The 23,130-nt window shown below is 40.3% G+C and carries 23 protein-coding genes; 13 read left to right on the forward strand and 10 right to left on the reverse strand.

Annotation, left to right across the window (positions count from 1 at the left end):
• Positions 1-95: 95 nt before the first annotated feature.
• The 3 genes from rlmB to CIK86_RS10330 all read right to left on the reverse strand — a co-directional run bounded on the left by rlmB (position 96) and on the right by CIK86_RS10330 (position 4,307).
• Positions 96-839, reverse strand: a complete 744-nt coding sequence (gene rlmB, locus CIK86_RS10320; protein ID WP_011329127.1) for a 23S rRNA (guanosine(2251)-2'-O)-methyltransferase RlmB — start codon at positions 837-839, stop codon at positions 96-98.
• On the reverse strand, positions 836-3,328 hold the full coding sequence (rnr, locus tag CIK86_RS10325) for a ribonuclease R (protein WP_086993266.1): 2,493 nt from the start codon (positions 3,326-3,328) through the stop codon (positions 836-838). Before rnr ends, rlmB begins: the two co-directional genes overlap by 4 nt.
• A gap of 244 nt (positions 3,329-3,572) precedes the next feature.
• On the reverse strand, positions 3,573-4,307 hold the full coding sequence (locus CIK86_RS10330) for an enoyl-CoA hydratase/isomerase family protein (RefSeq protein WP_086993265.1): 735 nt from the start codon (positions 4,305-4,307) through the stop codon (positions 3,573-3,575).
• A 311-nt stretch (positions 4,308-4,618) separates the two neighbouring features.
• Between CIK86_RS10330 and CIK86_RS10335 the strand changes: the two genes are divergently transcribed.
• The 4 genes from CIK86_RS10335 (at position 4,619) to queG (ending at position 8,668) form a co-directional block, all read left to right on the forward strand.
• A complete protein-coding gene (locus CIK86_RS10335) occupies positions 4,619-5,485 on the forward strand; it encodes a DMT family transporter (RefSeq protein ID WP_011329130.1) in 867 nt (288 codons plus the stop codon).
• Entirely contained in the window at positions 5,482-6,174 is a 693-nt protein-coding gene (locus CIK86_RS10340; protein ID WP_086993264.1) for a glycerophosphodiester phosphodiesterase family protein, read from the forward strand. The genes CIK86_RS10335 and CIK86_RS10340 overlap by 4 nt, the downstream gene beginning before the upstream one ends.
• 24 nt (positions 6,175-6,198) lie before the next feature.
• The gene (locus tag CIK86_RS10345; RefSeq protein WP_086993263.1) at positions 6,199-7,419 is read left to right on the forward strand and encodes a methyl-accepting chemotaxis protein; all 1,221 of its coding nucleotides are present in this window, start codon (positions 6,199-6,201) and stop codon (positions 7,417-7,419) included.
• 115 nt (positions 7,420-7,534) lie between these two features.
• The gene (gene queG, locus CIK86_RS10350; RefSeq protein ID WP_086993271.1) at positions 7,535-8,668 is read left to right on the forward strand and encodes a tRNA epoxyqueuosine(34) reductase QueG; all 1,134 of its coding nucleotides are present in this window, start codon (positions 7,535-7,537) and stop codon (positions 8,666-8,668) included.
• A 42-nt stretch (positions 8,669-8,710) separates the two neighbouring features.
• Here the strand turns inward: queG and CIK86_RS10355 are convergent, their stop codons facing one another.
• Entirely contained in the window at positions 8,711-9,196 is a 486-nt protein-coding gene (locus CIK86_RS10355) for a GNAT family N-acetyltransferase (RefSeq protein ID WP_011329134.1), read from the reverse strand.
• A 91-nt stretch (positions 9,197-9,287) separates the two neighbouring features.
• Between CIK86_RS10355 and CIK86_RS10360 the strand changes: the two genes are divergently transcribed.
• The 6 genes from CIK86_RS10360 (at position 9,288) to CIK86_RS10385 (ending at position 14,818) form a co-directional block, all read left to right on the forward strand.
• On the forward strand, positions 9,288-9,863 hold the full coding sequence (locus tag CIK86_RS10360) for a glutathione peroxidase (RefSeq protein ID WP_011329135.1): 576 nt from the start codon (positions 9,288-9,290) through the stop codon (positions 9,861-9,863).
• A gap of 86 nt (positions 9,864-9,949) precedes the next feature.
• Positions 9,950-10,231, forward strand: coding sequence for a peptidylprolyl isomerase (locus CIK86_RS10365; protein ID WP_011329136.1), 282 nt, complete (start codon positions 9,950-9,952; stop codon positions 10,229-10,231).
• Between the two features lie 60 nt (positions 10,232-10,291).
• Positions 10,292-10,870: a glutathione S-transferase family protein gene (locus tag CIK86_RS10370; RefSeq protein WP_011329137.1), complete on the forward strand. Its 579-nt coding sequence runs from the start codon at positions 10,292-10,294 to the stop codon at positions 10,868-10,870.
• 17 nt (positions 10,871-10,887) lie between these two features.
• A complete protein-coding gene (locus CIK86_RS10375; RefSeq protein WP_011329138.1) occupies positions 10,888-11,238 on the forward strand; it encodes a DUF2750 domain-containing protein in 351 nt (116 codons plus the stop codon).
• 167 nt (positions 11,239-11,405) lie between these two features.
• A complete protein-coding gene (locus CIK86_RS10380) occupies positions 11,406-12,086 on the forward strand; it encodes a hypothetical protein (RefSeq protein WP_086993262.1) in 681 nt (226 codons plus the stop codon).
• Between the two features lie 158 nt (positions 12,087-12,244).
• Positions 12,245-14,818, forward strand: a complete 2,574-nt coding sequence (locus CIK86_RS10385; RefSeq protein WP_086993261.1) for a M1 family metallopeptidase — start codon at positions 12,245-12,247, stop codon at positions 14,816-14,818.
• Positions 14,819-15,064: 246 nt separating this feature from the next.
• Here the strand turns inward: CIK86_RS10385 and CIK86_RS10390 are convergent, their stop codons facing one another.
• Positions 15,065-15,430 (reverse strand): hypothetical protein, encoded by a 366-nt coding sequence (locus CIK86_RS10390; protein WP_011329141.1) that lies wholly within the window; start codon positions 15,428-15,430, stop codon positions 15,065-15,067.
• A gap of 73 nt (positions 15,431-15,503) precedes the next feature.
• Entirely contained in the window at positions 15,504-16,382 is an 879-nt protein-coding gene (locus tag CIK86_RS10395; protein WP_086993260.1) for a hypothetical protein, read from the reverse strand.
• A gap of 116 nt (positions 16,383-16,498) precedes the next feature.
• Here CIK86_RS10395 and CIK86_RS10400 point away from each other — a divergent pair, with 116 nt between their 5' ends.
• The 3 genes from CIK86_RS10400 to yjjG all read left to right on the forward strand — a co-directional run bounded on the left by CIK86_RS10400 (position 16,499) and on the right by yjjG (position 18,715).
• On the forward strand, positions 16,499-17,404 hold the full coding sequence (locus CIK86_RS10400) for a phosphoribulokinase (RefSeq protein WP_011329143.1): 906 nt from the start codon (positions 16,499-16,501) through the stop codon (positions 17,402-17,404).
• A 76-nt stretch (positions 17,405-17,480) separates the two neighbouring features.
• Complete coding sequence (yjjX, locus tag CIK86_RS10405; RefSeq protein WP_011329144.1) at positions 17,481-18,026, forward strand: inosine/xanthosine triphosphatase; 546 nt, start codon at positions 17,481-17,483, stop codon at positions 18,024-18,026.
• 14 nt (positions 18,027-18,040) lie between these two features.
• Entirely contained in the window at positions 18,041-18,715 is a 675-nt protein-coding gene (gene yjjG, locus CIK86_RS10410) for a pyrimidine 5'-nucleotidase (RefSeq protein ID WP_011329145.1), read from the forward strand.
• A 118-nt stretch (positions 18,716-18,833) separates the two neighbouring features.
• Here yjjG and lpxC read toward each other — a convergent pair whose 3' ends face one another.
• The 4 genes from lpxC to CIK86_RS10430 form a co-directional block, all read right to left on the reverse strand.
• The gene (lpxC, locus tag CIK86_RS10415) at positions 18,834-19,745 is read right to left on the reverse strand and encodes a UDP-3-O-acyl-N-acetylglucosamine deacetylase (protein WP_011329146.1); all 912 of its coding nucleotides are present in this window, start codon (positions 19,743-19,745) and stop codon (positions 18,834-18,836) included.
• A gap of 103 nt (positions 19,746-19,848) precedes the next feature.
• Positions 19,849-21,099, reverse strand: a complete 1,251-nt coding sequence (gene ftsZ, locus CIK86_RS10420) for a cell division protein FtsZ (RefSeq protein ID WP_011329147.1) — start codon at positions 21,097-21,099, stop codon at positions 19,849-19,851.
• A gap of 21 nt (positions 21,100-21,120) precedes the next feature.
• Positions 21,121-22,353, reverse strand: a complete 1,233-nt coding sequence (gene ftsA / locus CIK86_RS10425) for a cell division protein FtsA (RefSeq protein WP_011329148.1) — start codon at positions 22,351-22,353, stop codon at positions 21,121-21,123.
• Positions 22,350-23,129, reverse strand: a complete 780-nt coding sequence (locus CIK86_RS10430; RefSeq protein WP_086993259.1) for a cell division protein FtsQ/DivIB — start codon at positions 23,127-23,129, stop codon at positions 22,350-22,352. The genes ftsA and CIK86_RS10430 overlap by 4 nt, the downstream gene beginning before the upstream one ends.
• Position 23,130 lies beyond the last annotated feature (1 nt).

Genomic DNA, 23,130 nt, shown 5'->3' on the forward strand with positions numbered 1-23,130 from the left:
GTTTATAACAACCGCATTAAATTACGAACACAAAAAAACCGAGGTTGAATTTTCAACCTCGGTTTTTTTATTGCTTAAACGAGCCAGTTAATAACTTAGTTATTAACGCTACGTTGGCGTAATACTTCAAATAAACAAATACCTGTGGCTACCGATACGTTTAAGCTTGAAACCGTTCCCGCCATAGGTATTTTAACTAACAAGTCGCAATGTTCGCGGGTTAAACGGCGCATGCCTTCGCCTTCGGCACCCATAACAATAGCCATTGGCCCTGTTAAGCTGGCATCAAATACGTGGTTATCGGTTTCGCCTGCAGTGCCTACAACCCAAACACCAGCGTCTTTAATTTCGCGCAATGTACGTGCAAGGTTAGTAACCTGAATAAGCGGTACTGTTTCGGCTGCGCCACAGGCAACTTTACGCGCTGTGCCGTTAAGCTTAGCTGAGCGATCTTTAGGTACAATTACAGCATGTACTCCAGCGGCGTCGGCACTACGTAAACATGCACCTAAGTTATGCGGATCAGTAATGCCATCAAGCACTAACAAAAATGGAGTATCTTCACGTGCAATAATCGCATCAAGATCTTTTTCGTTAAACGTTGGTGCTGCTTTTACGTTGGCAATAATACCTTGATGCTGCTCGCCTTTTGATTTGCTATCAAGGGCTTTGCGTTGCATGTACTGTACTGAAATACCAAATTTAAGTGCTTCATCAATAATCGGGGTTGAGCGTTTATCGTCACGCCCTTTAAGCGCGTAAATTTCTACAAAACGCTCTGGTTCGCTTGCTAAAATCGCTTCAACAGAATGAAAACCAAAAATTAATTCATTACTCACGTATTTTCTGCTCCTGGGGTATTACGTTTGCGGGCATTTTTGCCTACTCTTTTAGGCTTTTTAACGGCCTTTTTTTTCGGTTTTTTATTTGCTGTGGCATCTACTGCTTTTTTGTCTGCTGGTTTAGTTGCCGACTTATTTGCAGGTTTACCTTTATCTTTGCTTGCTGGCCTTTTTTTACCTTTAGGTTTTTCATCGCCATGCGATTTTTTACCCGGTACTTTGCCTGCTTTTAACTGTGAACGTACACTCGCAGGTGCATGCTCAGATTTATCAGTGCCTTTTGGCCCACGGCGGCGCGTGTATCGGTCTTGCGCTTTATCGCCTTTAAGGGTTAAGTTTATGCGTCTGTCTTCTAAGCTAACCGATGCAACACTTACCGTTACTTTATCGCCAAGGCGATATACTTTGTGCGTTTGCTCGCCTATTAAACAATGTTTTGCGGCATCATGGGCAAAAAATTCATTGCCTAAGTTGGCAACATGAATAAGGCCATCAATTTGCAAATCATCTAAACGAATGAATAAACCAAAATTGGTTACCGATGAAATAACACCATCAAACTCAGTGCCAACGTGATCTTGCATAAACTCACATTTTAACCAATCGGCTACTTCGCGAGTAGCATCGTCGGCGCGGCGCTCTGTGGTAGAACACTGCTCACCTAACTTATCTACTTCGTCATCTGTGTATGCGTATTCGCCTGAAGTATGTTGGCCTTGTGCTTTTAGTACCGCTTTTATAGCACGATGCACTACTAAGTCGGGGTAACGACGAATTGGTGAAGTAAAGTGCGCATAAGCAGATAAAGCTAAACCAAAGTGGCCTATGTTATCTGGTTGATACACAGCTTGCTTCATTGAGCGCAGCAGCATGGTTTGAATAAGCTCTGCTTCTGGGCGATCGCCTAAACGAGCTAGCACTTGAGTAATTTCTTTAGGTGTTGGCTCGTCGCTTAACGTGCTCTCAATACCAAGTTCGCCTAAAAACTTAGTAAAGTTACCTAGTTTTTCGCTATCTGGCTCGTCATGCACACGAAATAGCGTGCTGGCTTCGTGTTTTTCAAGTAATTTAGCCGCCGATACGTTGGCTAAAATCATACATTCTTCAATGAGTTTGTGCGCATCGTTACGAATAACCGGCACTATCGATTCTATTTTACGCTGTGCGTTAAATACAAAACGAGTTTCGAGAGTTTCAAACTCAATTGCACCACGCTCTTGGCGAGCCGATTTAAGCGCTAAATACATTTGCTGTAAATCGGTTAAATGTGGCACTACATGCGCATATTCTTTACGTAGTTTTTCATCGTTTTGTAAAATGGCATTTACTTTGGTGTAAGTTAAACGTGCATGCGAATTCATTATCGCCTCGTAAAACTTATAACCCGAAAGCTTGCCCGAATCTGACACTGTCATTTCGGCAACCATACATAAGCGGTCAACTTCAGGGTTAAGCGAACATAAGCCGTTAGACAATACTTTAGGCAGCATAGGAATTACTTGCTCAGGAAAATACACTGAGTTACCGCGCTCTATGGCTTCTTTGTTTAGCGGGGTGTTCATACCTACGTAATGCGATACATCGGCAATGGCAACCCATAAACGCCAACCACCTGACTTTTTAGGCTCACAATAAACGGCATCATCAAAGTCGCGTGCGTCTTCGCCATCTATGGTTACTAAAGGTAGGTCGCGTAAATCTACGCGGTTTTGCTTGTCAGCCTCGTCAACAAATTCGCCAAGGTGGGCTACTTGCGCTTCAACTTCTTCAGGCCAAACGTGCGGAATATCGTGGTTACGCAGGGCAACTTCTATTTCCATACCTGGGGCTAAATGCTCGCCAAGTACGTCAATTACTTTACCTACCGCGTTCATATTTCGGGTGGGGTTTTGCGTTATTTTAACTTGCACCATTTGGTTATGACGCGCGCCGTTTTCGCTTCCCGGTAAAATCATTATGTCTTGGGTAATACGCGGATCTTCGGCAACCACAACGGCAATACCATGCTCAACAAAATAGCGACCAACAATAGGCGCTCGCTCGTTGGTAAGTACTTTTATAATACGTGCATCGCATTTTGAGCCAGAGCCACGTTTAGTGCCTTTAGCAAGTACAATGTCGCCATGCAACACCATATTCATTTGGTGCTTAGCAATAAACCAATCTTTATTCTCGCCTTCAACTTCTAAAAAGCCAAAACCGTCTCTGTGGCCTACTACTTTGCCTTTAGTTAAACCGGCTTCGTCAATTAGGGCGTAACATTTATGCTTATTAAAATACAGCTGGCCGTCACGTTCCATAGCACGAAGGCGGCGTTTAAATGCGATTTGCCGTTCTTCATCGTTTACCGCTAGTTCTTCACATAACTGTGCATAGTTAGCAGGTTTTGAACGCTCTTGAAGGTGAGTAAGTATAAACTCACGGCTAGGGACTGGGTTTTCGTACTTTTCTTGTTCTCGACTGAGATTTGGATCTTGGTTTGACATTCACTATCTTGTTAGTTTGGTTATGTAGGTATTTTAACCCATATAGCTAAAATGAGACAGGTAAAAGCTATTAAACTTTTAATAAAGCACTTTTACCTTACTTTTTGTATTTAAAAACTTAGCCTAACCGGGCTTAACCCGCCCTTAATTTTGTGGCGGGTTTATTCTGCTATAAGTTAAAATTAGTAACTAAAATTAGTAGTTCAAACAAACTCATTAAGGCCTGTTTGACGCTAAGTTAGAATTATTTTTGCTGTAAATTTTTCCATAACAATTTACTGATATTATCGATAAAGATCGGATCTTCTGTTTCCATGGTTAACACTATTTGTTTATTCATTTGGGTTTTATTTTGAGCGTAAATCCAACGGTTTTTATTAAACTGTTGTGCAAAGCCCAGCGCACCTGCTTGTAATTGAGCTTCATCGGCAAAAATAGCTTCTACTACTTTGTTATCTAATAACTCTTGTGCCCCTACTCGCATACCCGACATAGCTAAACGGTTAAAAAAGGCTTGTGGAATAGCTTTATTAATAATAGGAAACATTGAGGGTAAAAATGGCACCATCACATCGACTTCAGGAAAACAAAAAAATCCTTTATCAGATTTCATTAGCCTAAAATCACAAGCGCAGGCCAATACTGCACCATTACCAAAAGTATGGCCGTTTAACGCGGCAATAATCGGCATAGGAAACGTAACAATGCGTTTTAATAACGCGGTTACATCGCTCATAAAGCCGGCAATTGTTTCTGGGGTATTACTCGTATTAGCCATCCACTCTAGATCGATTCCCAATGACCAATTTTTTTCACTGTTAGATGTAAGCACCACCGACTTAATATTTTTATCGGCTTCTATTTGATCAAGATGCTGATTAAACTCAGCCAAAAACTCTGGATTATGGCGGTTTTCGGGGGTATTCATGGTTAAAACGGCCGTGCTTTCTTCGGTTTTTATTGCTATAAAACGTGTCATTTATTCCCTCATTTTTCATTATTTTAATTATTAATGCTGTTTCAGCAGCGCGTTTTTGTTATTAATACACTCAAGCTTGGTTTAGTGTTTTTACGCACAACTTTACAAATAAACGTTTAATTCCTGTATTTATCAATTTTAAACGCAGTAACCTACTAACGAGTGTAAGCTAAACGAATATTAAAAGTAAATTCGATTTTAGTTACATTACCTTAAATACAGCTAACTTTGCTTACATTTGTCACGAAAAATCAAAAATTCATCTTAACCATTGTCTGCAATATTTAGATGAGCCAACATAAGGAAATAACATGCAGTCGCAACAGCAAAGTTTAATTTACCTACACATTGCCGTATTACTCTTTGGCGGCACTGCGCTATTTGCAAAGTTAATTGGTTTAAATGCACTCGACATTACCGTGTATCGTGCAGCCATAGCCGGCATCGCTATTTTTATTTTGCTCGGCATGCAAAAAAAACCGATTAAGCTAAACCAAGGTAAAGATTACTTAATTGCCCTGTTACTCGGTGTGGCAGTAGGCATACATTGGGTAACTTATTTTGCGGGAATGCAACTTGCTGGGATCACCATTGGTATGTTGGCTTTTTTTAGCTACCCGGTAATAACCGTGTTTTTAGAACCGTTTTTTCATAAAAGTAAGCCCAAAGCAAAAGATATTATTAGTGCGGCGGTAGTGTTAATCGGCATTTATTTATTAATACCTAATGCAAATTTAGGGAATGATGTAACACTTGGGGTGATCACTGGGGTTATTTCGGCGTTCTTTTTTGCCATTCGTAATATCATTCATAAGCGCTATTTTAATCAATACGGTGGCCCGCAAACCATGTTTTATCAAACCTTGGTTGCCAGCCTAATGCTTTGCGCGTTTATTGAAGTGCCTATTTATGCGACCACTAATCACGATTTGGTGCTTATTTTAGTTGCGGGAGTTATATTTACCGCAGCTCCACACTCATTATTTGCTGCCAGTTTAAAGCATTTATCGGCGGCAACTGCGGGGCTAATTGCTTGCCTTCAGCCACTTTACGGCACATTATTAGCTATTATTATTTTGCATGAGCGCCCCTCTATCGCCACTTTTATTGGTGGTGCATTAATTGTTAGCGCTGCTTGTTTTGAAACTTGGTCTATTGCACGGAAATCACGCCAATGAAAGTATTTGCCCATCGCGGTGCCAGTGGGCACTTTCCAGAGAACACCCAAAGCGCCATTATGGCGGCCTTACAAATAGGCGTTGACGGCATTGAAGTAGATGTACAAAGCGCACTTGATGATTACATGATCATTCACGACACTTGGCTTGATAGAACCACTAACGGCGTAGGTAAAGTGTGTAACTTTACTGCTGCTCACATTATGCAACTCAATGCTGGTAATGGCGAAAAAGTACCAACTTTACAGCAACTTTTTGATTGGAATAATAATCAAACACTCTTAAATTTAGAGCTAAAACATACTTTTAATCTTGAACAGTTTGCAGCTCAAGTTGAAAAAAACATTACAGAAAAACGCATATCAGCAGATAACATTTTAGTGTCGTCGTTCGATCATCATCAACTAGCCTGGTTAAAAAAACGCTTACCTTGGCTAAAAATGGGTGCACTAACGTCATCTATACCAATTAATTATGCAAAGTTTGCTGAAGACTTAAGCGCGTACAGTGTTCATGTAGATAAAAACTTTATAAATAAAGCCTTTGTAGATGATGCAAAACAACGTGGTTTAATAATTTATGCGTACACTGTAGACAAACAACAAGATATAAAGCTGATGCTAGATTTAGGTGTGGATGGTATTTTTACAAATTATCCGGCACAAACTAAAGCTTACTTAGGTGATTAATAATAACCAAATGGTCTGTACATAATGAGTAGCTATATGCGAATTTATAATTTTTTAGAAAAAACACTTTTTTTTACCTTAACGCGCAAAATTGTGGGTAATTTAAGTTTTGTATTTTTATTTCAGGCTATTACTTTATTTTGGCTGTATGAAAGCTTAACCCTAAACCAACAAAGTACTGGGGTATTTTGGGCATTAGCTTTAGTGATTGTGGCTGGCTTTATTTTCACCCTATTTTATATGCGATTTTTAATGGTGCGCCCAGTAAAGGCAATGCGCGACACGCTAATAAATATAAACCAGCAAGATGCAGACTTATCGGCAAAGTTACCCCATTTTACTTATGATGAGTTTCGTGAACTAAGCGAGCAATACAATCTTTTTACTGAGCATTTAAATCAGCTACTAAACACAACCTACAATAGCGCCCAAGCAGGCGTGCAAAGTACCGCGCAAGTAACTCAGTCTATGCAACATACTGATCAATTAAGCGGACAACAAATACATTTAAGCCATACCATTATAAATGCCAGCAACCAAATAGCGCAGAGCTTACAAAATATAGTAAGCAATACCGACAGCGTGCATAAAATAAATAGTGAGCATTTAAATTTTGTTAAGCTTTCGGCAACAGAGTTGTCGGCCTTAGTGCAACAAGTAAAATTAATAACCGATATGCTAACCGGCTTTTCGGCAACTATTTCAGGCTTAAAAGAAAACAGTGAAAACATTCGTAGCATTTTAAAAATGGTGGAAGAGTTTTCTGATCAAACCAATCTACTAGCCCTAAATGCCGCCATTGAAGCAGCAAGAGCCGGTGATGCGGGACGTGGTTTTGCGGTAGTTGCCGATGAAGTGCGTACTCTTTCAATTAAGGTAAGTGGTGCAACGCGGCAAATTAGTGATTTTATAAACCAAATGAACGAGCTAGTAAACGAAACAAATAAAGAGTCAGAGCAATTAATTACTCACTCACACAATGCGCAAAAATCAATTAATAGTACTTCTAATGGTTTTACTAATATGCTTACTGAATTTGAGCATAACCAGCAACAGTTACAACAAATTGCCGAGGCTGTGCACTTACTTGAGCAAACACAAAATCAAACCCACCAATCGGTAGAGCATATTGTAGCGCTTGGCGAGCAAGCCAAACAAACCATAGATACAGCACTTAATGATTGCCAACAATCACAAACCCTCAGCCAACAAACACAACAACAACTAAAACGCTTTGTGCAGTAATACCTATTTTATTAAAAATAGGTATTTGCTAACAAGCTTATGGGTATAACAAGCGTTTTACCCATAAGCTAAATATGTTAAATTACCCAGCTATTTATTTAACCGTGTGATGCATGTGAGCGACGCAGTTCCTGATTATAAAAACCTTGCCCAACAAATTAAAGCGTGGGGACAAGAGCTTGGCTTTAGCGAAGTAGGCATTACTGATATAGACTTAAGCAAGCATGAAACGCAGCTGCAACGCTGGCTCGACGCCGGCTACCATGGCAATATGGATTACATGGCCGCTCATGGTATGAAACGCGCTCGCCCTGCTGAGTTAGTGCCCGGAACGCAGCGTGTTATTTCAGTAAAAATGAATTACCTGCCCCCCGATGCAGGTTTTGCCAAAACCCTTAAAAACTCAGAAAAAGCGTATATAAGTCGCTATGCTCTTGGCCGCGACTACCATAAATTAATGCGTAATCGCTTAAAAAAATTAGGCCAAAAAATAGAGCTCGAAATTGGCGAATACGGTTTTAGGCCTTTTGTCGACTCAGCCCCGGTACTTGAGCGCCAACTTGCTGAAAAAGCAGGCTTGGGCTGGCGCGGTAAACACTCATTACTTATTAATAAAGAAGCCGGTTCTTGGTTTTTTTTAGGTGAGTTATTTGTTGATTTACCGCTGCCCATAGATGCAGAAAACACCTTTGAAGGCTGTGGTAAATGCGTAGCCTGCATAACACTATGCCCAACTGGCGCTATTGTTGAGCCCTACGTGGTAGATGCACGTAAGTGTATATCGTACTTAACCATTGAGCTACAAGGCCCTATTCCAGAGCAATACCGAACATTATTAGGTAACCGCGTTTATGGTTGTGACGACTGCCAATTAGTTTGCCCGTGGAATCGTTATGGCCAACTTACCGACGAAAATGATTTTCATCCGCGCATTCAATTAAAAGATAAAGACCTGCTTGAGCTGTTTGCTTGGGATGAAGCCACTTTTTTAAAAAACACCGAAGGCAGCCCTATTCGTCGTATTGGCCACGAGCGTTGGTTGCGTAATTTGGCTGTAGGCTTAGGTAATGCTGAATTTAGCCCTAGCATTATTCATGCCCTAGAAGATAAAAGCTTAGCTTGCAGTGAACTGGTTTTAGAGCATATAAATTGGGCGCTGCAACAGCAACGCAATAAGCAAGGTACTATACTGCGTAAAACCGCAAGGCTTATCAGAATTGTTGAAAAAGGCCTACCCCGCGACGCTTAAATGTTTAGGTGTGGAGTAAGCACTTTTAATTAATCGCTACGGTTATAAGTGCTTACCAAAAATAGTTAAGCTGTAAGGGTTATTATCCATAATGGCCACCTGTGGTAACTCGCCCCACACACTAAAATTAAAGTGTTTAAATAGTTTAATACTGGGTAAATTATGACTAAAAATGAACCCTAGCAGCACTTTAATATTAAGTTGCTTAGCTTGCGTTTGGGCAAACTCCATCAGTGTTTTACCTAAACCTTTGCCTTGTGCTTTAGCGGTAATATAAATACTTATTTCTACCGTGCCTTCGTAAGCTACGCGCCCATAAAACGGTTTATAACTAAGCCATGCTAACACTTGGTCATTTTCAGAATATACATAAATTGGCCGCTGAGAAGTGTGACTATCAAACCAAGCTTGCTTGTCGGTAACGCTTACCTCTTCGGTATCGGCGGTAACCATTCTGCTGGCAATGGTTTCGTTATAAATTGCGACTATAGTTTTTAAATCTTCTGGGCGTGCTAAACGGATTGTCATAAGGTCTAGATAAGGTTGATCAGTTGCGTTTATATTAGCGTATCATTGAGACTATAAACAATATGTAACCTTTTAACTTTAGGCATTAAAAATGATAAAAATAATATTATTAGCATTAATGGCGTTACTTTTACCCACATTAGCTCAAGCGCAAAGCACGGCTGAGCACCCCATTAAAAAACAAAATAACTGCCAAGACTTTACTAACGTTACTTTGCGTAAACTACGCTCAAAAGAGTTTGTTAACTTATGCCAATTTGAAAACCAACCGCTGCTAATTGTTAATACAGCGAGTAACTGTGGCTTTACGCCGCAATTTGCAGGGCTTGAAGCGGTTTATAATAAATATAAAGATCAAGGCTTAGTGGTATTGGGATTTCCTTCTGATGATTTTTTTCAAGAAGAAAACAACGAGCAAGACACCGCCAAAGTCTGCTTTGTTAATTACGGGGTTACTTTCACTATGTTTGCCACCAGCGCAGTGCGCGGCAGCGATGCAAACCCTATTTTTAAACACTTAAATAGCCAAACCAGCTCACCTAATTGGAATTTTTATAAGTATTTAGTGTCTGCTGATCGTAAAACAATTACGCGCTTTAACAGTAAAGTAGCCCCCGAATCAGAAAAACTAACTGCAGCAATTGAAGCGACATTAGCTATTAACTAGGTTAAAACCGTTACAATTAGTTTAAACTAACTAAAATACACGTTAGTATGATTAAAAAACAACCAGATTAATTATTAGGAGATTTTATGACAGTGGCAAGCGCAAGACATATATTAGTAGATAGTGAAGCACAGTGTTTAGATTTAAAAGAAAAAATTGAACAAGGTGAAGACTTTGCTGTGTTAGCAAAAGCACACTCTAACTGTCCTTCAGGTCAAGATGGCGGTGCTCTTGGTGAGTTTGGCCCAGGTATGATGGTGCCAGAGTTTGATAAAGTGGTGTTCTCTGCGCCAATTAATCAAGTACAAGGCCCAGTACAAACACAGTTTGGTTACCATTTACTTGAAGTAACCAGCCGTTCAGAGTAACTTATTCTGTACTGTAAATTTTGAAAAAAGCCGCTTATGCGGCTTTTTTATGGAGTAATTATGCAACTATTTGGTTCTGTTACCTCGCCTTATGTACGCCGTATTAGAATATGGGCGCTGGAAAATAACTGTGATTTAGAGTTTATTAATCTGGATATTTTTTCAGCGCAAGATCGCCCAACTATGGTGAGCAAAAACCCAGCACGCAAAATCCCTATTCTCGTAGATGGCAATTTAACCCTTAGTGATTCAAACTCAATACTGCGTTATTTACTTGAAAAAACAGCACAGCCAAAATTAACTTGGCCGCAAGAGCACTTACTTACCACTATTAATGCCTGTAATGACTCTTTAGTGGAAATGCTTTTATGCCAGCGCTCTGGTTTTGATACGCAAAGTGATGCGTTATTTTTTAATTTGCAAAACGAACGTATTGTTGAAACATTACACTTTTTAAATGATCATTTAACTGATGATGAATTTAAAGGCTGTGAATACCTCAACATCAGTTTATACTGCCTGCTTGATTGGATTTGCTTTCGTGAACTAACCGACATTAGTCAGCATTCAGCGCTTGTTGCTTTTTATGAGCAATATGGCCAACGCCAAGCAGCAATAAATACCAGTCCTAGTCATTAATTTAAAAAGGTAAACACATGAGCGATATCGAGATTGAATCAGAACTAGTCAACTTTGTTGAAAAAGTACGTATGAGCGAAGTAATTTGGGCACTAGGTGCAGAAGATAATGGCTTTGTAGTGTGTGATTCAAATCAATTTGACGAGACTGACGTATTACTACTTTGGGAAAGCGAAGCGGCTGCTAAAGCTCAGTGTAAAGACGAGTGGAAAGAGTACAGCCCAGTAGAAATTGGCCTTGATGAATTTTTAGATGAATGGGTTGAAGACCTAAACGAAGACAATGCTTTAGTTGGCCTTAACTGGAATGACGACCAAGTATGCGTAGAAATTGAACCAGTAGGTTTAGCACGCGCATTAAGTGAATAATTCACTATAGCTTAATTAATAAAGCATAAAAAAAGCCAACTGCATTCGTGCTAGTTGGCTTTTTTGTTTTAATTAATTAGGTATAAGTATTTATACCCAAAACATACTCGCATCTTGCTATGTTTTGGGTATAAAATGTATTTTGTCATTATTTTCAAGGTACACCGTTGAAAACCCATCTTGGTCGCCGTCCTTTTTCAGCTATGGAGCTGCACACACTTTACACTGGCTATATTTATGGCGATATGCGCGTGGTGCGTGAACAAGCAAAACATTGGCATTTTTGGTTGCCATTAATTGCTTACTATACGGGCGCTTATAGTGACGAAATAGGCTGTTTAACACTTGATGACTTAACTGTTGAGCAAAACATTTTATGTTTTAGTTTTCATACCCACGGAAAAATAAAACCGCGACTTATTCCTGTACATCAAGCGCTAATTAATGCTGGCTTTAACGACTATTTAGCATTTATAAAAAGCCAAAACCAACAGCGATTAATGTTCGACTTGCCAACTAAAACCGGTCGCTACAGCGAAAAAGTTCGCATTTGGTTTAGCGGCGAAGGCGAGCGCGCTGGTTACTTACAAAAATGTGCAATTCCAAACATTGACCAACTCGGAATGAAAACCGCTATAAGTAGCCTGCGGCTTAACTTTGAGCAGCAAGTACGTATTTATGCACTGCAAGCCAACTCTAAAGACGCGTTTAATTATTTAATGGGCTTTAACGAATACCCACACCCAAATTATAGCAATGTAGCAGTGTTAAATAGCATAATTGGGCAAATTCGCGTTATTAACTCACAACTGCATTGGCAGCGCTTTATCAATCGCGATAGTCACTGACAAACTTTGTTACTCTTTACTCGTCCAAATCCGGGGTTATTCGATTACTCCATAAAAGAAAGCTGCTAGGATATCCGCATATAATACCGTTTCTATTGAAGTAGCGTGGTAACGCTGTCTGCTTTAGTCATTTATAACAATAATAAACTAGGGATACTATGTTTCTTAAAAGCCTCTTAACCGTAAGTGTTGCATTCGCGATTAACGCAGCAAATGCTAACGAATTCGTAATTGAAAAACTCGCAAAACCAAGCAGTCAATCAGTGTCGTTAACACTCGATCCAAGCCAAGATACCTTTACTGGAATGACTGAAATTATTTTAGAAGTACTCAAGCCAACTAACTACATAGAACTAAACGGCGTGGCTTACGCAACTAAAATGGCACAATTACTTGGCGAGCAAAATTGTGACTTAAACAGCGAAATGCTCAAAACCGGTAAAGTAAAATTTAGCTGTGATGAGCAAATTCAGCCGGGTAAATACACCTTAAAAATTGATTTTTCAGCGCCATATAATCGCCAAAGTGTTGGGCTATATAAAACATTAGATCAAGGTACACCTTACTTATTTACTCAGTTTGAAATGAGTGATGCGCGCCGTGCATTTCCGGTGTTTGACGAGCCAAGCTACAAAATTCCATTTCAGCTCACTATTACCGCGCCTACCTCACAAAAAGTATATGCCAATACACCTGAGCTTAAAACTACAGTAAATGGCGACATGACCACCCACTTTTTTGATAAAACACCGCCTATTCCTTCTTATTTAGTAGCAATGGCTGTGGGCCCTTTTGAAGAGCTTAATGTTGAAGGTATGTCGGTGCCAGGGCGCGTAATTACCCCACAAGGTAAAATTCATTTAGCCCAGTACGCAAAAGAAAACATGCCAAAAGTACTAGGCGCACTTGAGGCGTATTTTGGTATTCCTTATGTGTATCAAAAACTAGATTCGGTGGCTGTACCTGAATTTCCGTTTGGTGCCATGGAAAACTCAGGACTTGTAACCTACCGAGAAGATATTTTATTGGTTGATTTAGCTGCCGCTACGCGCAGTAAAAAACAACGCAATGTGTCTATTATTGCTCACGAACTTGCACACCAATGGTACGGTAACTTAGTCACTATGAAGTGGTGGAACGATTTATGGTTAAACGAAGCGTTTGCTAGTTGGATGGCGGCAAAAATTACCAAGCAACTAAACCCTGAATTTGAATCGCACCTAGATTTACCACAAAATAACGTTATGCCACTTGATGCACGTTTGAGTACTAAACCAATTCGTAAACCAATTAAAACCGAAGCCGATATTATGGATGGTTTAGGCCTTGCTTATAGCAAAGGTAGCTCGGTACTTGCTATGGTTGAAAACTGGATAGGTGAGGAGGCCTTTCAAAAAGGTATTCAAAATTACTTAAAAGAATTTTCCTATAAAAATGCCGAAGCTGCCGATTTATGGCAAGCACTTGGCAAAGCTTCTAATAAAGATGTAGCGAGTGTTTTAAAATCGTTTATTGAGCAATCTTCCTACCCACTGATTAAAGTAGCTCAGCAAGGTAGTAAAATAACTATATCGCAAAGTCGCTTTGTAAATGCCGGTGTTGATGCGCCTGAGCAATTATGGAATGTGCCTGTTGCAATTAAATATGGCGCGGGCGATAAAGTAAAAACAGCGAACGTATTACTTAATAAACAAAGCCAAACGCTAGATTTAGATTTTGCACCCGAGTGGATTTATCCCGATCAAGGCGCATTGGGTTATTACCGCTGGGTGATGGACGATGCACAGTTTAGTGCGCTTATCGACAATGCTGCTGACAAGCTAGATGACCGCGAACGTTTAGCGTTATTATCTGCTACCGATGCACTACTTGATGCTGGTGTTATATCGGCCGCTAAGTTAATGCAAACGCTTGAAGTATTTATAAGCGACAGCCACCCTCGCGTTGCTAATACCGCGCTGGGCTATTTAGTATCGCAACAACGCACCTTTAAAGACGATAGCAATAAAGACTTATGGCCTAAATTTATTCGTGGTGCAGTAACCCCTGCGGCTAAGAAATACGGCTTAGAGGCAAAAGTAGGTGAAGATGGCGCTATTTCACAACTTCGAGCTGCGGTTGTATCGCGTTTAGGTTTTGATGGCGAAGATCAAAATGTGATCAATAAAGCAAAACAGCAAACTCAGGTTTATTTAAACGATCCACAAAAAGTAGACCCGTACTTAGCAGGTACTTATTTAACTTTAGCTGCTTTTAACGGCGATAAAGCGTTGCTTGATCAATTTATGGCAACCTTTAAAACCACCAAAGATCCACAAGTACGTACTAATATGCTCTCGGCTATGGGCTACTTTGCAAAACCTGCACTGCAAAAAGCAGTATTGGCTTACAGCTTAACAGATGAAGTAACCGCATCCGACATGCGCACTATTTTAGCAGGACAAAGCTATACTGATGAGCGCCAAGCGCTGTTTATTGACTGGGTTTACAGTAATTACGATAAAGTAACAGCAAGCTTACCGCCGTTTTTTATCCCTAACCTACCGTATTTTACAACTGCAAATTGTGATGCAAATAGCTTTGCCACAACACAAAGCTTCTTTAATACTAAGTTAGCTGAAATACCAGGTTACGCTCGTACTTTAAGTAAACTAGAAGAAAGCACTAATGATTGTATTGCACTGAAAAATCGTGAGCTTGAATCGGTTAATAACTTCTTAAAAGGTAAGTAGCTATATTAGGGTTCTAGGTTTTATTTTAGAGCCTAGAGCTGATAACAAAACCAAGCTTCGTAGCTAATAATTTACTGCGAGCTTGGTTTGTTTTTTACTAATACCTAGCATTTTGCGCTGTGGTGTTAAATTTACCAGGCTTTAAAAAAGCGCGGTATACTGCCTTGCCTACTTATAACCTAAACCCAGCTTGGCCGATATTTTGTTAAATCTGAAGCCTGAAAGCTGACTTATAAACCTTTACTATTACCCACCTAAAATCATCGTTAGTTTAGCAATAAAATCTTTTGCTGCTTGCTCAGAGTTTATTTTAAACGCGACACCATAATGAATCGGCTGTGCACTTTTATAAATGCGCGTAGGAAAACGCGTCATTTCGCTACTATGAAAATAACCCTGAGTACGCACTACCCCATCAATATCGGTAAAATCATCACTAAACACTTCAAATGCTGGGCGAATTATAATTTTACCTTTGCCGCCTTCACTGTGCGTGTAAAACGCTTCTTTTGAATTAACTAACATGTATTCGGCAATATTCTTTATTTTAAAATTACTTCTACACTCTAATTTAATTAGCTGCTCAGTAAGCTCGTCTGCACTATAAGCCACGTTGTAATCCCTATTAGTTAAATTTGCGCATAACCTTAACGCATACGCATTATAAAGTCTGAATTTATTTAAATTAGTCCTCAGCTACATCACAAACAAAAGCAAGTTTGTCGTTGTTATAACTCATACGGGTAATATTGGTATGGCAATAGGGTGTTAAATCCAGCCATTGCGATACAGTGTTATTGCCACTAAGGTTACGTTGGTAAACACGGTTGTTAAGCGCATAAGCCAGCGTACTGTCGTCTTTTAAGATAAAGTCTTGTACTTGTAGCGGCAATCTAAGTAAGTTTTCTACCTGCTTAGTTTGTGGGTTAAAACGCGCTACAATATGTTGCTCATTTTGGGTGTAACTAAATATAAACTGCGCCATTGTATGATTGTAAATAAGCGTACGACCAATGTTTTTTGCCACAACTTGCCCTTTTGCCGCTGCAACCAAGCTATATTGTAATGTATGTGGCTCACCTAAAATAAACATTACTAAATCGTTATTTATACCCCATGCGTGATATCCCACTGGCTCTATCCAGTCAAAAATACGACTTGCTGCAACTTCGCTATCAAGCGGATATTGCCATAGCTTTTGCTTGCCATTGGCCTCTACCACAATTGCCGATAAGCTTTGTTTATTTGGCATTACGGTAGGTGAGTATTCGCTTACTGGCGTATTGGTTATATTAATAATTTGTTTTGTTGCAAAGTCGTAGTAAGCAATATCGGTTTGGCTTTGCTCAATACTTAATACTTCATGGGTAAAGTAAACACCATTATTGTGTATATGAGGCTGATTATTATAACTATCACTGTCGCTCACAATAGTAACTTGCAGGCCATAAGGAGTATTTAAATCGGCTAATAATACTTGGCTTTTGGGCATACTTGCCTGTGCTACTGAGAGCGTTAAAGCGCTTATTGAAAACAACCCTAGTAGTGGTTTTAAAAATTTCATGCTCTATCTCGTTTTATTTTTAAGCACCCCATGATAACGTTATTTGCTGATTACGTCACTTGACCTAGACCAGCAACATCTTTATAACTAACCGGGTCTTATAAAAGAGAATTAATATGTCAGCTAAACATCCTATTATTGCAATAACCGGCTCTTCAGGTGCGGGGACAACTACCACCACGAATGCAATTAAACATATTTTTCGTAGCCTTAACATTAGTGCGGCTTTTATCGAAGGGGATAGCTTTCATCGTTACACTCGCCCTGAAATGGAAAAAAAAGTACGTGACGCGCAACAAGAAGGCAAACATATTAGCTACTTTGGCCGCGAAGCCAACGACTTTGGTTTACTAGAAACCCTATTTGATAGCTACGGTGAAACCGGCCAAGGTAAACTGCGTCGTTATTTACATACCTTTGACGAAGCGGTGCCTTACAACCAATTGCCTGGCACATTTACTCCGTGGCAAAACCTAGAGCAAAATACCGATTTATTATTTTACGAAGGATTGCATGGCGCTGTTGTAGATCAAGAGCACAATGTGGATGTAGCAAAACATGTAGATTTACTTATTGGTATGGTGCCCATTATCAACCTTGAGTGGATCCAAAAGCTGATCCGCGACACCTCTGATCGTGGTCACTCACGCGAAGCGGTAATGGGATCTATAGTGCGCAGTATGGACGATTATATTAACCATATTACTCCACAATTTTCACGCACCCATATTAACTTTCAACGAGTCCCTACCGTAGATACCTCTAACCCGTTCAGCGCAAAAGACATTCCATCACTCGATGAAAGCTTTGTGGTGATCCGCTTTAGGGGCATTGAAGATGTCGATTTTCCGTACTATTTACAGATGATCCAAGGTAGCTTTATGTCGCGTATTAATACCTTGGTAGTGCCTGGCGGTAAAATGGGCTTGGCAATGGAGTTGGTACTTACCCCACTCATTAAAGATATTATTTTAAAAAAACGAGCATTAGAAAACCTAGCACCACTGGATTTACCTATTTGATATTGGATAACCCACAGCCCTTTTTTGTTAAAGCCAACTCACGTACACTGCTGATTTTGCTTAAAGTGAGATCAGCATGTCGCAACCATTAAAAGTTATCGTGGGCTCTAAAAACCCAGTAAAAATAAATGCTGCTAAGTGTATTTTTAGCATGTATTTTCCAGAGCGTGACATTGACTGCCAAGGTGTAAATGCTCCCTCGGGTGTGCCTGATCAACCTATTGGTGAAGAACAAACTCGCATTGGCGCGCAAAACCGAGTGAATTACTGCAAAGAGCACTACCAAGCCCACTATTATGTGGCCATGGAAGGCGGTGCAGAGCAATTTAGTTACGGTGCCGCAACCTTTGCCTATGTAGTTATCGATAACGCGGTAAATCAAGTTGTAGGACGCAGTAGCAACCTACCTTTGCCGCAAATACTGTATAACGCATTACTTAATGGTGCAGAGCTTGGCGATGTTATGGATAAGGCTTTTAATACCACCAATATAAAGCAGCAAGGCGGCGCTATTGGTTTACTCACTAATAACCACGCCACCCGTGAAAGTACCTATACTCAGGCACTTACTTTGGCCATGGCACCTTTTTTACATTCAGCGCTTTATTGCCAAACAAATTAATTTTAGGAAGTTTAATGAAATACAGTTACGTGCTGTTTGATGCAGACGAAACCTTGTTTAGATTTGATATTTTAGCGGGCATGACTCGCATGTTTAAAACATATAACGTAGATTTTAGCCAAGCCGACTATCTTCATTATCAAAAAACCAATAAGCAACTATGGGTTGATTACCAAAATGGCGACATTAGTGCCGACTACTTGCAGGTTACTCGCTTTAGCGAATGGGCTACTAAACTAAATGTGCCAGCAAAAGAGCTTAATGATGCATTTTTAGATGCTATGGCAGAAATATGCGAGCCGCTACCCGGTGCCATAGAGCTGTTAAATAAACTTAAGCCGCACGCTAAGTTGGGTATTATTACTAATGGTTTTGCACGTTTACAAACCGTGCGCCTTGAGCATACTGGTTTAAAAGATATGTTTGAATGGTTAGTCATTTCTGAATTAGTGGGCATAGCTAAGCCTAATAAAGCTATTTTTGACCATACCTTTGAATTAATGGGTAACCCAGATAAAAGCCAAATATTAATGGTTGGCGATACTGCCACAAGCGATATTTTAGGCGGTAATAATGCGGGGATTGATACCTGCTGGTTACAACACCCAAACGAGCAGTTGCCCGAGGGTATAAAGCCTACCTATACCGTTACTCATTTGAAGCAGTTACAAAGTATTTTAGAGCTGTAGGTAGCTACGCACTTAAAGTATTTTAGAGCTGTAGGTAGCTACGCACTTAAAGTATTTTCAATAGGCAAAAAAAATGACGCTAATTAGCGTCATTTTTTATAACTGTGTGAGCAATAAATTAGGCTGGCGCTAATTCAAGGCCGGGTGCAGGCATCGTTACAGGCGTTTCAAAGGTTGCCCACTCCCATGCTGACTCAGTAGCCATTAATTTACGTAGTAATTTATTATTTAAATCGTGACCCGATTTAAATGCAGTTACTTTACCTAAAATGTTATGACCTGTCATAAACATGTCACCAACACAGTCTAATATCTTATGCTTAACAAACTCATCGCTGTAGCGTAAACCGTTTGGATTTAACACTTTAAACTCATCAAGTACTACTGCGCTATCCATGCTGCCACCTAATGCTAGGTTGTTAGCATGCATATATTCAATGTCTTTCATAAAACCAAAAGTACGTGCACGGCTAATTTCTTCAATAAAGCTTTTCGTCGTAATATCTAAACCAATACGTTGGCGACTTTCATTGATAGCTGGGTGATCAAAGGCAATTTCAAAGTCGATATGAAAACCGTCATACGGTTCTAACTCGGCCCATTTATCGCCTTCTTCAATACGTACTTTTTCTTTAATACGAATAAAGCGTTTTGCTGCATTTTGCTCTTCAATACCGCCTTTTTGTAACAAATAAATGAATGGTAATGCACTACCATCCATTATTGGCACTTCTGAGCTATCTAATTCTACAATTAGATTATCAATACCCATTGCAGCAACAGCGGCAATAAGATGCTCAGTAGTTGATAAGCGAACACCATCTTTGTTAATTAAACAGGTACATAATTGCGTATCACCAACGGCTTCAGGTGTTGTTTCAAAATCAACAACCGGATCAAGGTCGACACGACGAAATACAATCCCAGTATTTGCGCTCGCAGGTCGGAGAGTTATTGTGACCTTCTCACCTTTATGAAGTCCAATTCCTATGGCTTTGACTACTTGTGCAATCGTTCGCTGTTTAATCATAGGTTCGCTCACTTAAATTCAGTTACAGTTAGACGGCGGATACTAACATAAATACGCCGCAATTGCAATATTCGTTCACATTTCAAACGAAATACTGTTTATATTAATCAGCTTGTTTACGTAAAAAAGCAGGAATATCAAAATAATCTCCGCCTTCTGACTTATCTGATTTTTTGTTACTTGGCGCTGCAGCACTCGTTGTGCTTTTGTTAGCACTAGATGAAGTTGTTTTTTCGTCACTTTCAACTTGCGTCTTTGCTGTGTTTTCTTCAGCGCTTGTGCCTTGGCTTGCAAAGCTTGGTACGTACATGCTGCTACTTTGGTTTGAAGTGCTGGCTACATCAGAACCTGATGCTTTTTTAAAGCCATTATCAACAATGCCAAACTGCGGACGACGATCGCCACCTAAGCCAGTTGCAACTACAGTTACACGTAATTCATCGGTCATTTCAGGGTCAATTACTGCACCTACAACCACAGTAGCGTTTTCTGATGCCAATGCTTTTACGTGGTTACCAACAATCTCAAATTCTTCAATCGCAATGTCCATACCCGCAGTAATATTAACCAAGATACCTTTAGCACCTGTTAAATCTACGTCTTCAAGTAATGGGCTTGAGATAGCCGCTTCTGCTGCTTCTTGTGCACGATCAGGACCTGATGCAGACGCAGTACCCATCATTGCAGGACCCATTGCTGACATTACTGTACGTACGTCGGCGAAATCCACGTTGATCAGACCAGAGCGAGTAATTAACTCTGCAATACCCTGAACCGCACCAAATAATACGTCGTTAGCTTTAGCGAAGGCATCTAAAAGTGTAGTCCCTTTTCCTAAAACTTTAAGCAGTTTATTGTTTGGAATTGTAATAAGTGAATCTACAATTTCTGACAATTCATTAATGCCTTGTTCAGCAGCTGCAGCTCGCTTTTTACCTTCAAAGTCAAAAGGACGTGTAACTACTGCTACGGTTAAAATACCAAGCTCTTTTGCAATTTTTGCCACTACAGGCGCTGCACCAGTACCAGTACCGCCGCCCATACCTGCTGCAATAAATACCATGTCGGCACCTTCAAGGCTGGCACGAATTGTATCAGCATCTTCTTCAGCTGATTGACGACCTATTTCTGGGTTTGCACCGGCTCCTAACCCAGAGGTTATTTGCGTGCCTAATTGTACAGTAACGTGCGCTGCTGAGTTACGTAATGCTTGTGCGTCTGTATTAGCAGCAATAAAGCATACGCCTTCAATTTGCTGTTTTACCATGTGCTCAACAGCGTTACCGCCGCCGCCGCCCACGCCAATTACTTTTATTACAGCTTCTTCGCTATGTTGTTCCATCATATCAAACATGTTTACTCTCCGACTTGAGTACTAAAACTCGCCTTGGAACCACTTAGTAATGCGGCTCCATAAATTATTATTCCCTTCTGCTTTCAACTTTTGTGCATTCATTGATTGCATGGTACGCCCGTATTGTAACAAACCAACAGCGGTTGCGTACGAAGGATCGTCCACATAGTCTGTCAAACCAACTATCCCAATTGGTTTGCCTATTCTTACCGGCATTTGGAAAATATCTTCTGCTACTTCCATTGCGCCGGCCATTTTAGCAGTTCCGCCTGTGATAACGAGACCTGCTGCAATTTGGTCTTCTAACCCTGAGCGACGAATTTCTTCCATCGCTAATTCAAATAATTCTCTAAATCTTGGCTCTACCACTTCCGATAATGTATGACGTGACATTAATCTAGCTGGGCGTCCGCCTACACTCGGTACTTCTATGGTGTCTTCATTACTGGCCATTTGGCTACTAGCACAGGCGTATTGTACTTTGAGTGCCTCTGCATGTGATATAGGTGTGCGAAATATTTTTGCTATATCGCCAGTTACTTGGTTACCCGCCACCGGAATAACCGCTGAGTGACGCAGTGCACCATTAATGTATATAGTGATATCCATAGTGCCACCACCAATATCAAGTACTGCTACTCCCAGCTCTTTTTCATCATCGGTCAGTACCGAGTAACATGAGGCAAGTGCAGTAAAAATAAGTTGGTCAACTTCAAGCCCACAACGCTGTACACATTTTTCGATATTTTTTGCCATATCGTTTGAGCACGTAATAATGTGAGCACGTGCTTCCATACGTACGCCGCTCATACCAAGTGGGTTTTTAATCCCTTCTTGCATGTCGATACTGTATTCTTGTGGTAACGCATGCAGCATTTTGCGCTCTGCTGAAATAGGCACAGAGCGAGCAATATGAATCACATTTTCAATGTCTTCATCGGTTACTTCGGTGTTGTTAATTGCTACTACACCGCTTTCGTTTTGGCACTGTATGTGCTTGCCAGAGATACCAAGGTACACTGAGCTAATACGACAATCAGCCATTAATTCGGCCTCGTCTATGGCTCGGCGAATAGACTCAGATACTAAGTTTAAATCGTTTACGCCGCCTTTATCCATACCTCGGGATATTTGCGTGCCTACACCAACAATACTGAGTTTGTTGTCTGCGGTGATTTCACCTACCGTTGCAATCACTTTTGAGGTGCCAACGTCTAATCCAATCACTAGGTTTCTTTCTGCTGACTTAGTCATGCCTTACTCTTATTTTGTAATTGTTCTTCTTGCAATGGCTTAAAGCTGACTGCAAGGCCAGTATCGTAGCGTAAATCGATTGCATCTATTTGAGCATCTGCACGCTTTTCCATGCGTGGATAAACGTCTATAAAACGCTGTACACGCTTAGCTTTATCTTTGCGCCCTAAATTTAAGCGCACTCCATTATCTAGCCACAACTGCCATGAGAAACGCTCCGATAACGCTAAACTTTTTAACGTTAATGCGTTTACTTTTAGCATTTCGTCAAATTGCTGAAACGCAATCCATGCTTCTTGCTCACTGCCCTCTGGGCCATATAGTTGAGGTAAGTTTTTACTTAACTTATTACTTTTAGCTTCAAATGCATCGCCGTTTTGATTAAGTAACAAGTCACTATTCCAATGCGCAACAGCGCGGTGCTCAACTACATAAACTTGCAGTGTGTCGGGCCATTGTTTACGCACCGATACACTTGCAACCCAAGGTAAATCTTGTACCAATTGCTGTACATGCTTTACATTAAGGTCAAAAAAGCTAGTTAAATCTGCTTTTTTAATCGCTCTAATAATAGCGATTTCGTCGGTATATTTAGGATTACCCTGCACAGTTAAATGCTTAATTTGGGCATCTTTATTTTCTACCAACCAATCCGATACACCTGTGGTAATTTGCACTAAGCCGATTACTACAGCTAGAAAAAAACTCACCCCAAAAATCAGCGACCAGTTTAGTTGCGGTTTGATTTGTAGCGTTTTTTCTAAAAGGGGATGCATA

This window comes from Pseudoalteromonas sp. JB197 (assembly GCF_002332205.1).
Taxonomy (GTDB): domain Bacteria; phylum Pseudomonadota; class Gammaproteobacteria; order Enterobacterales; family Alteromonadaceae; genus Pseudoalteromonas; species Pseudoalteromonas nigrifaciens.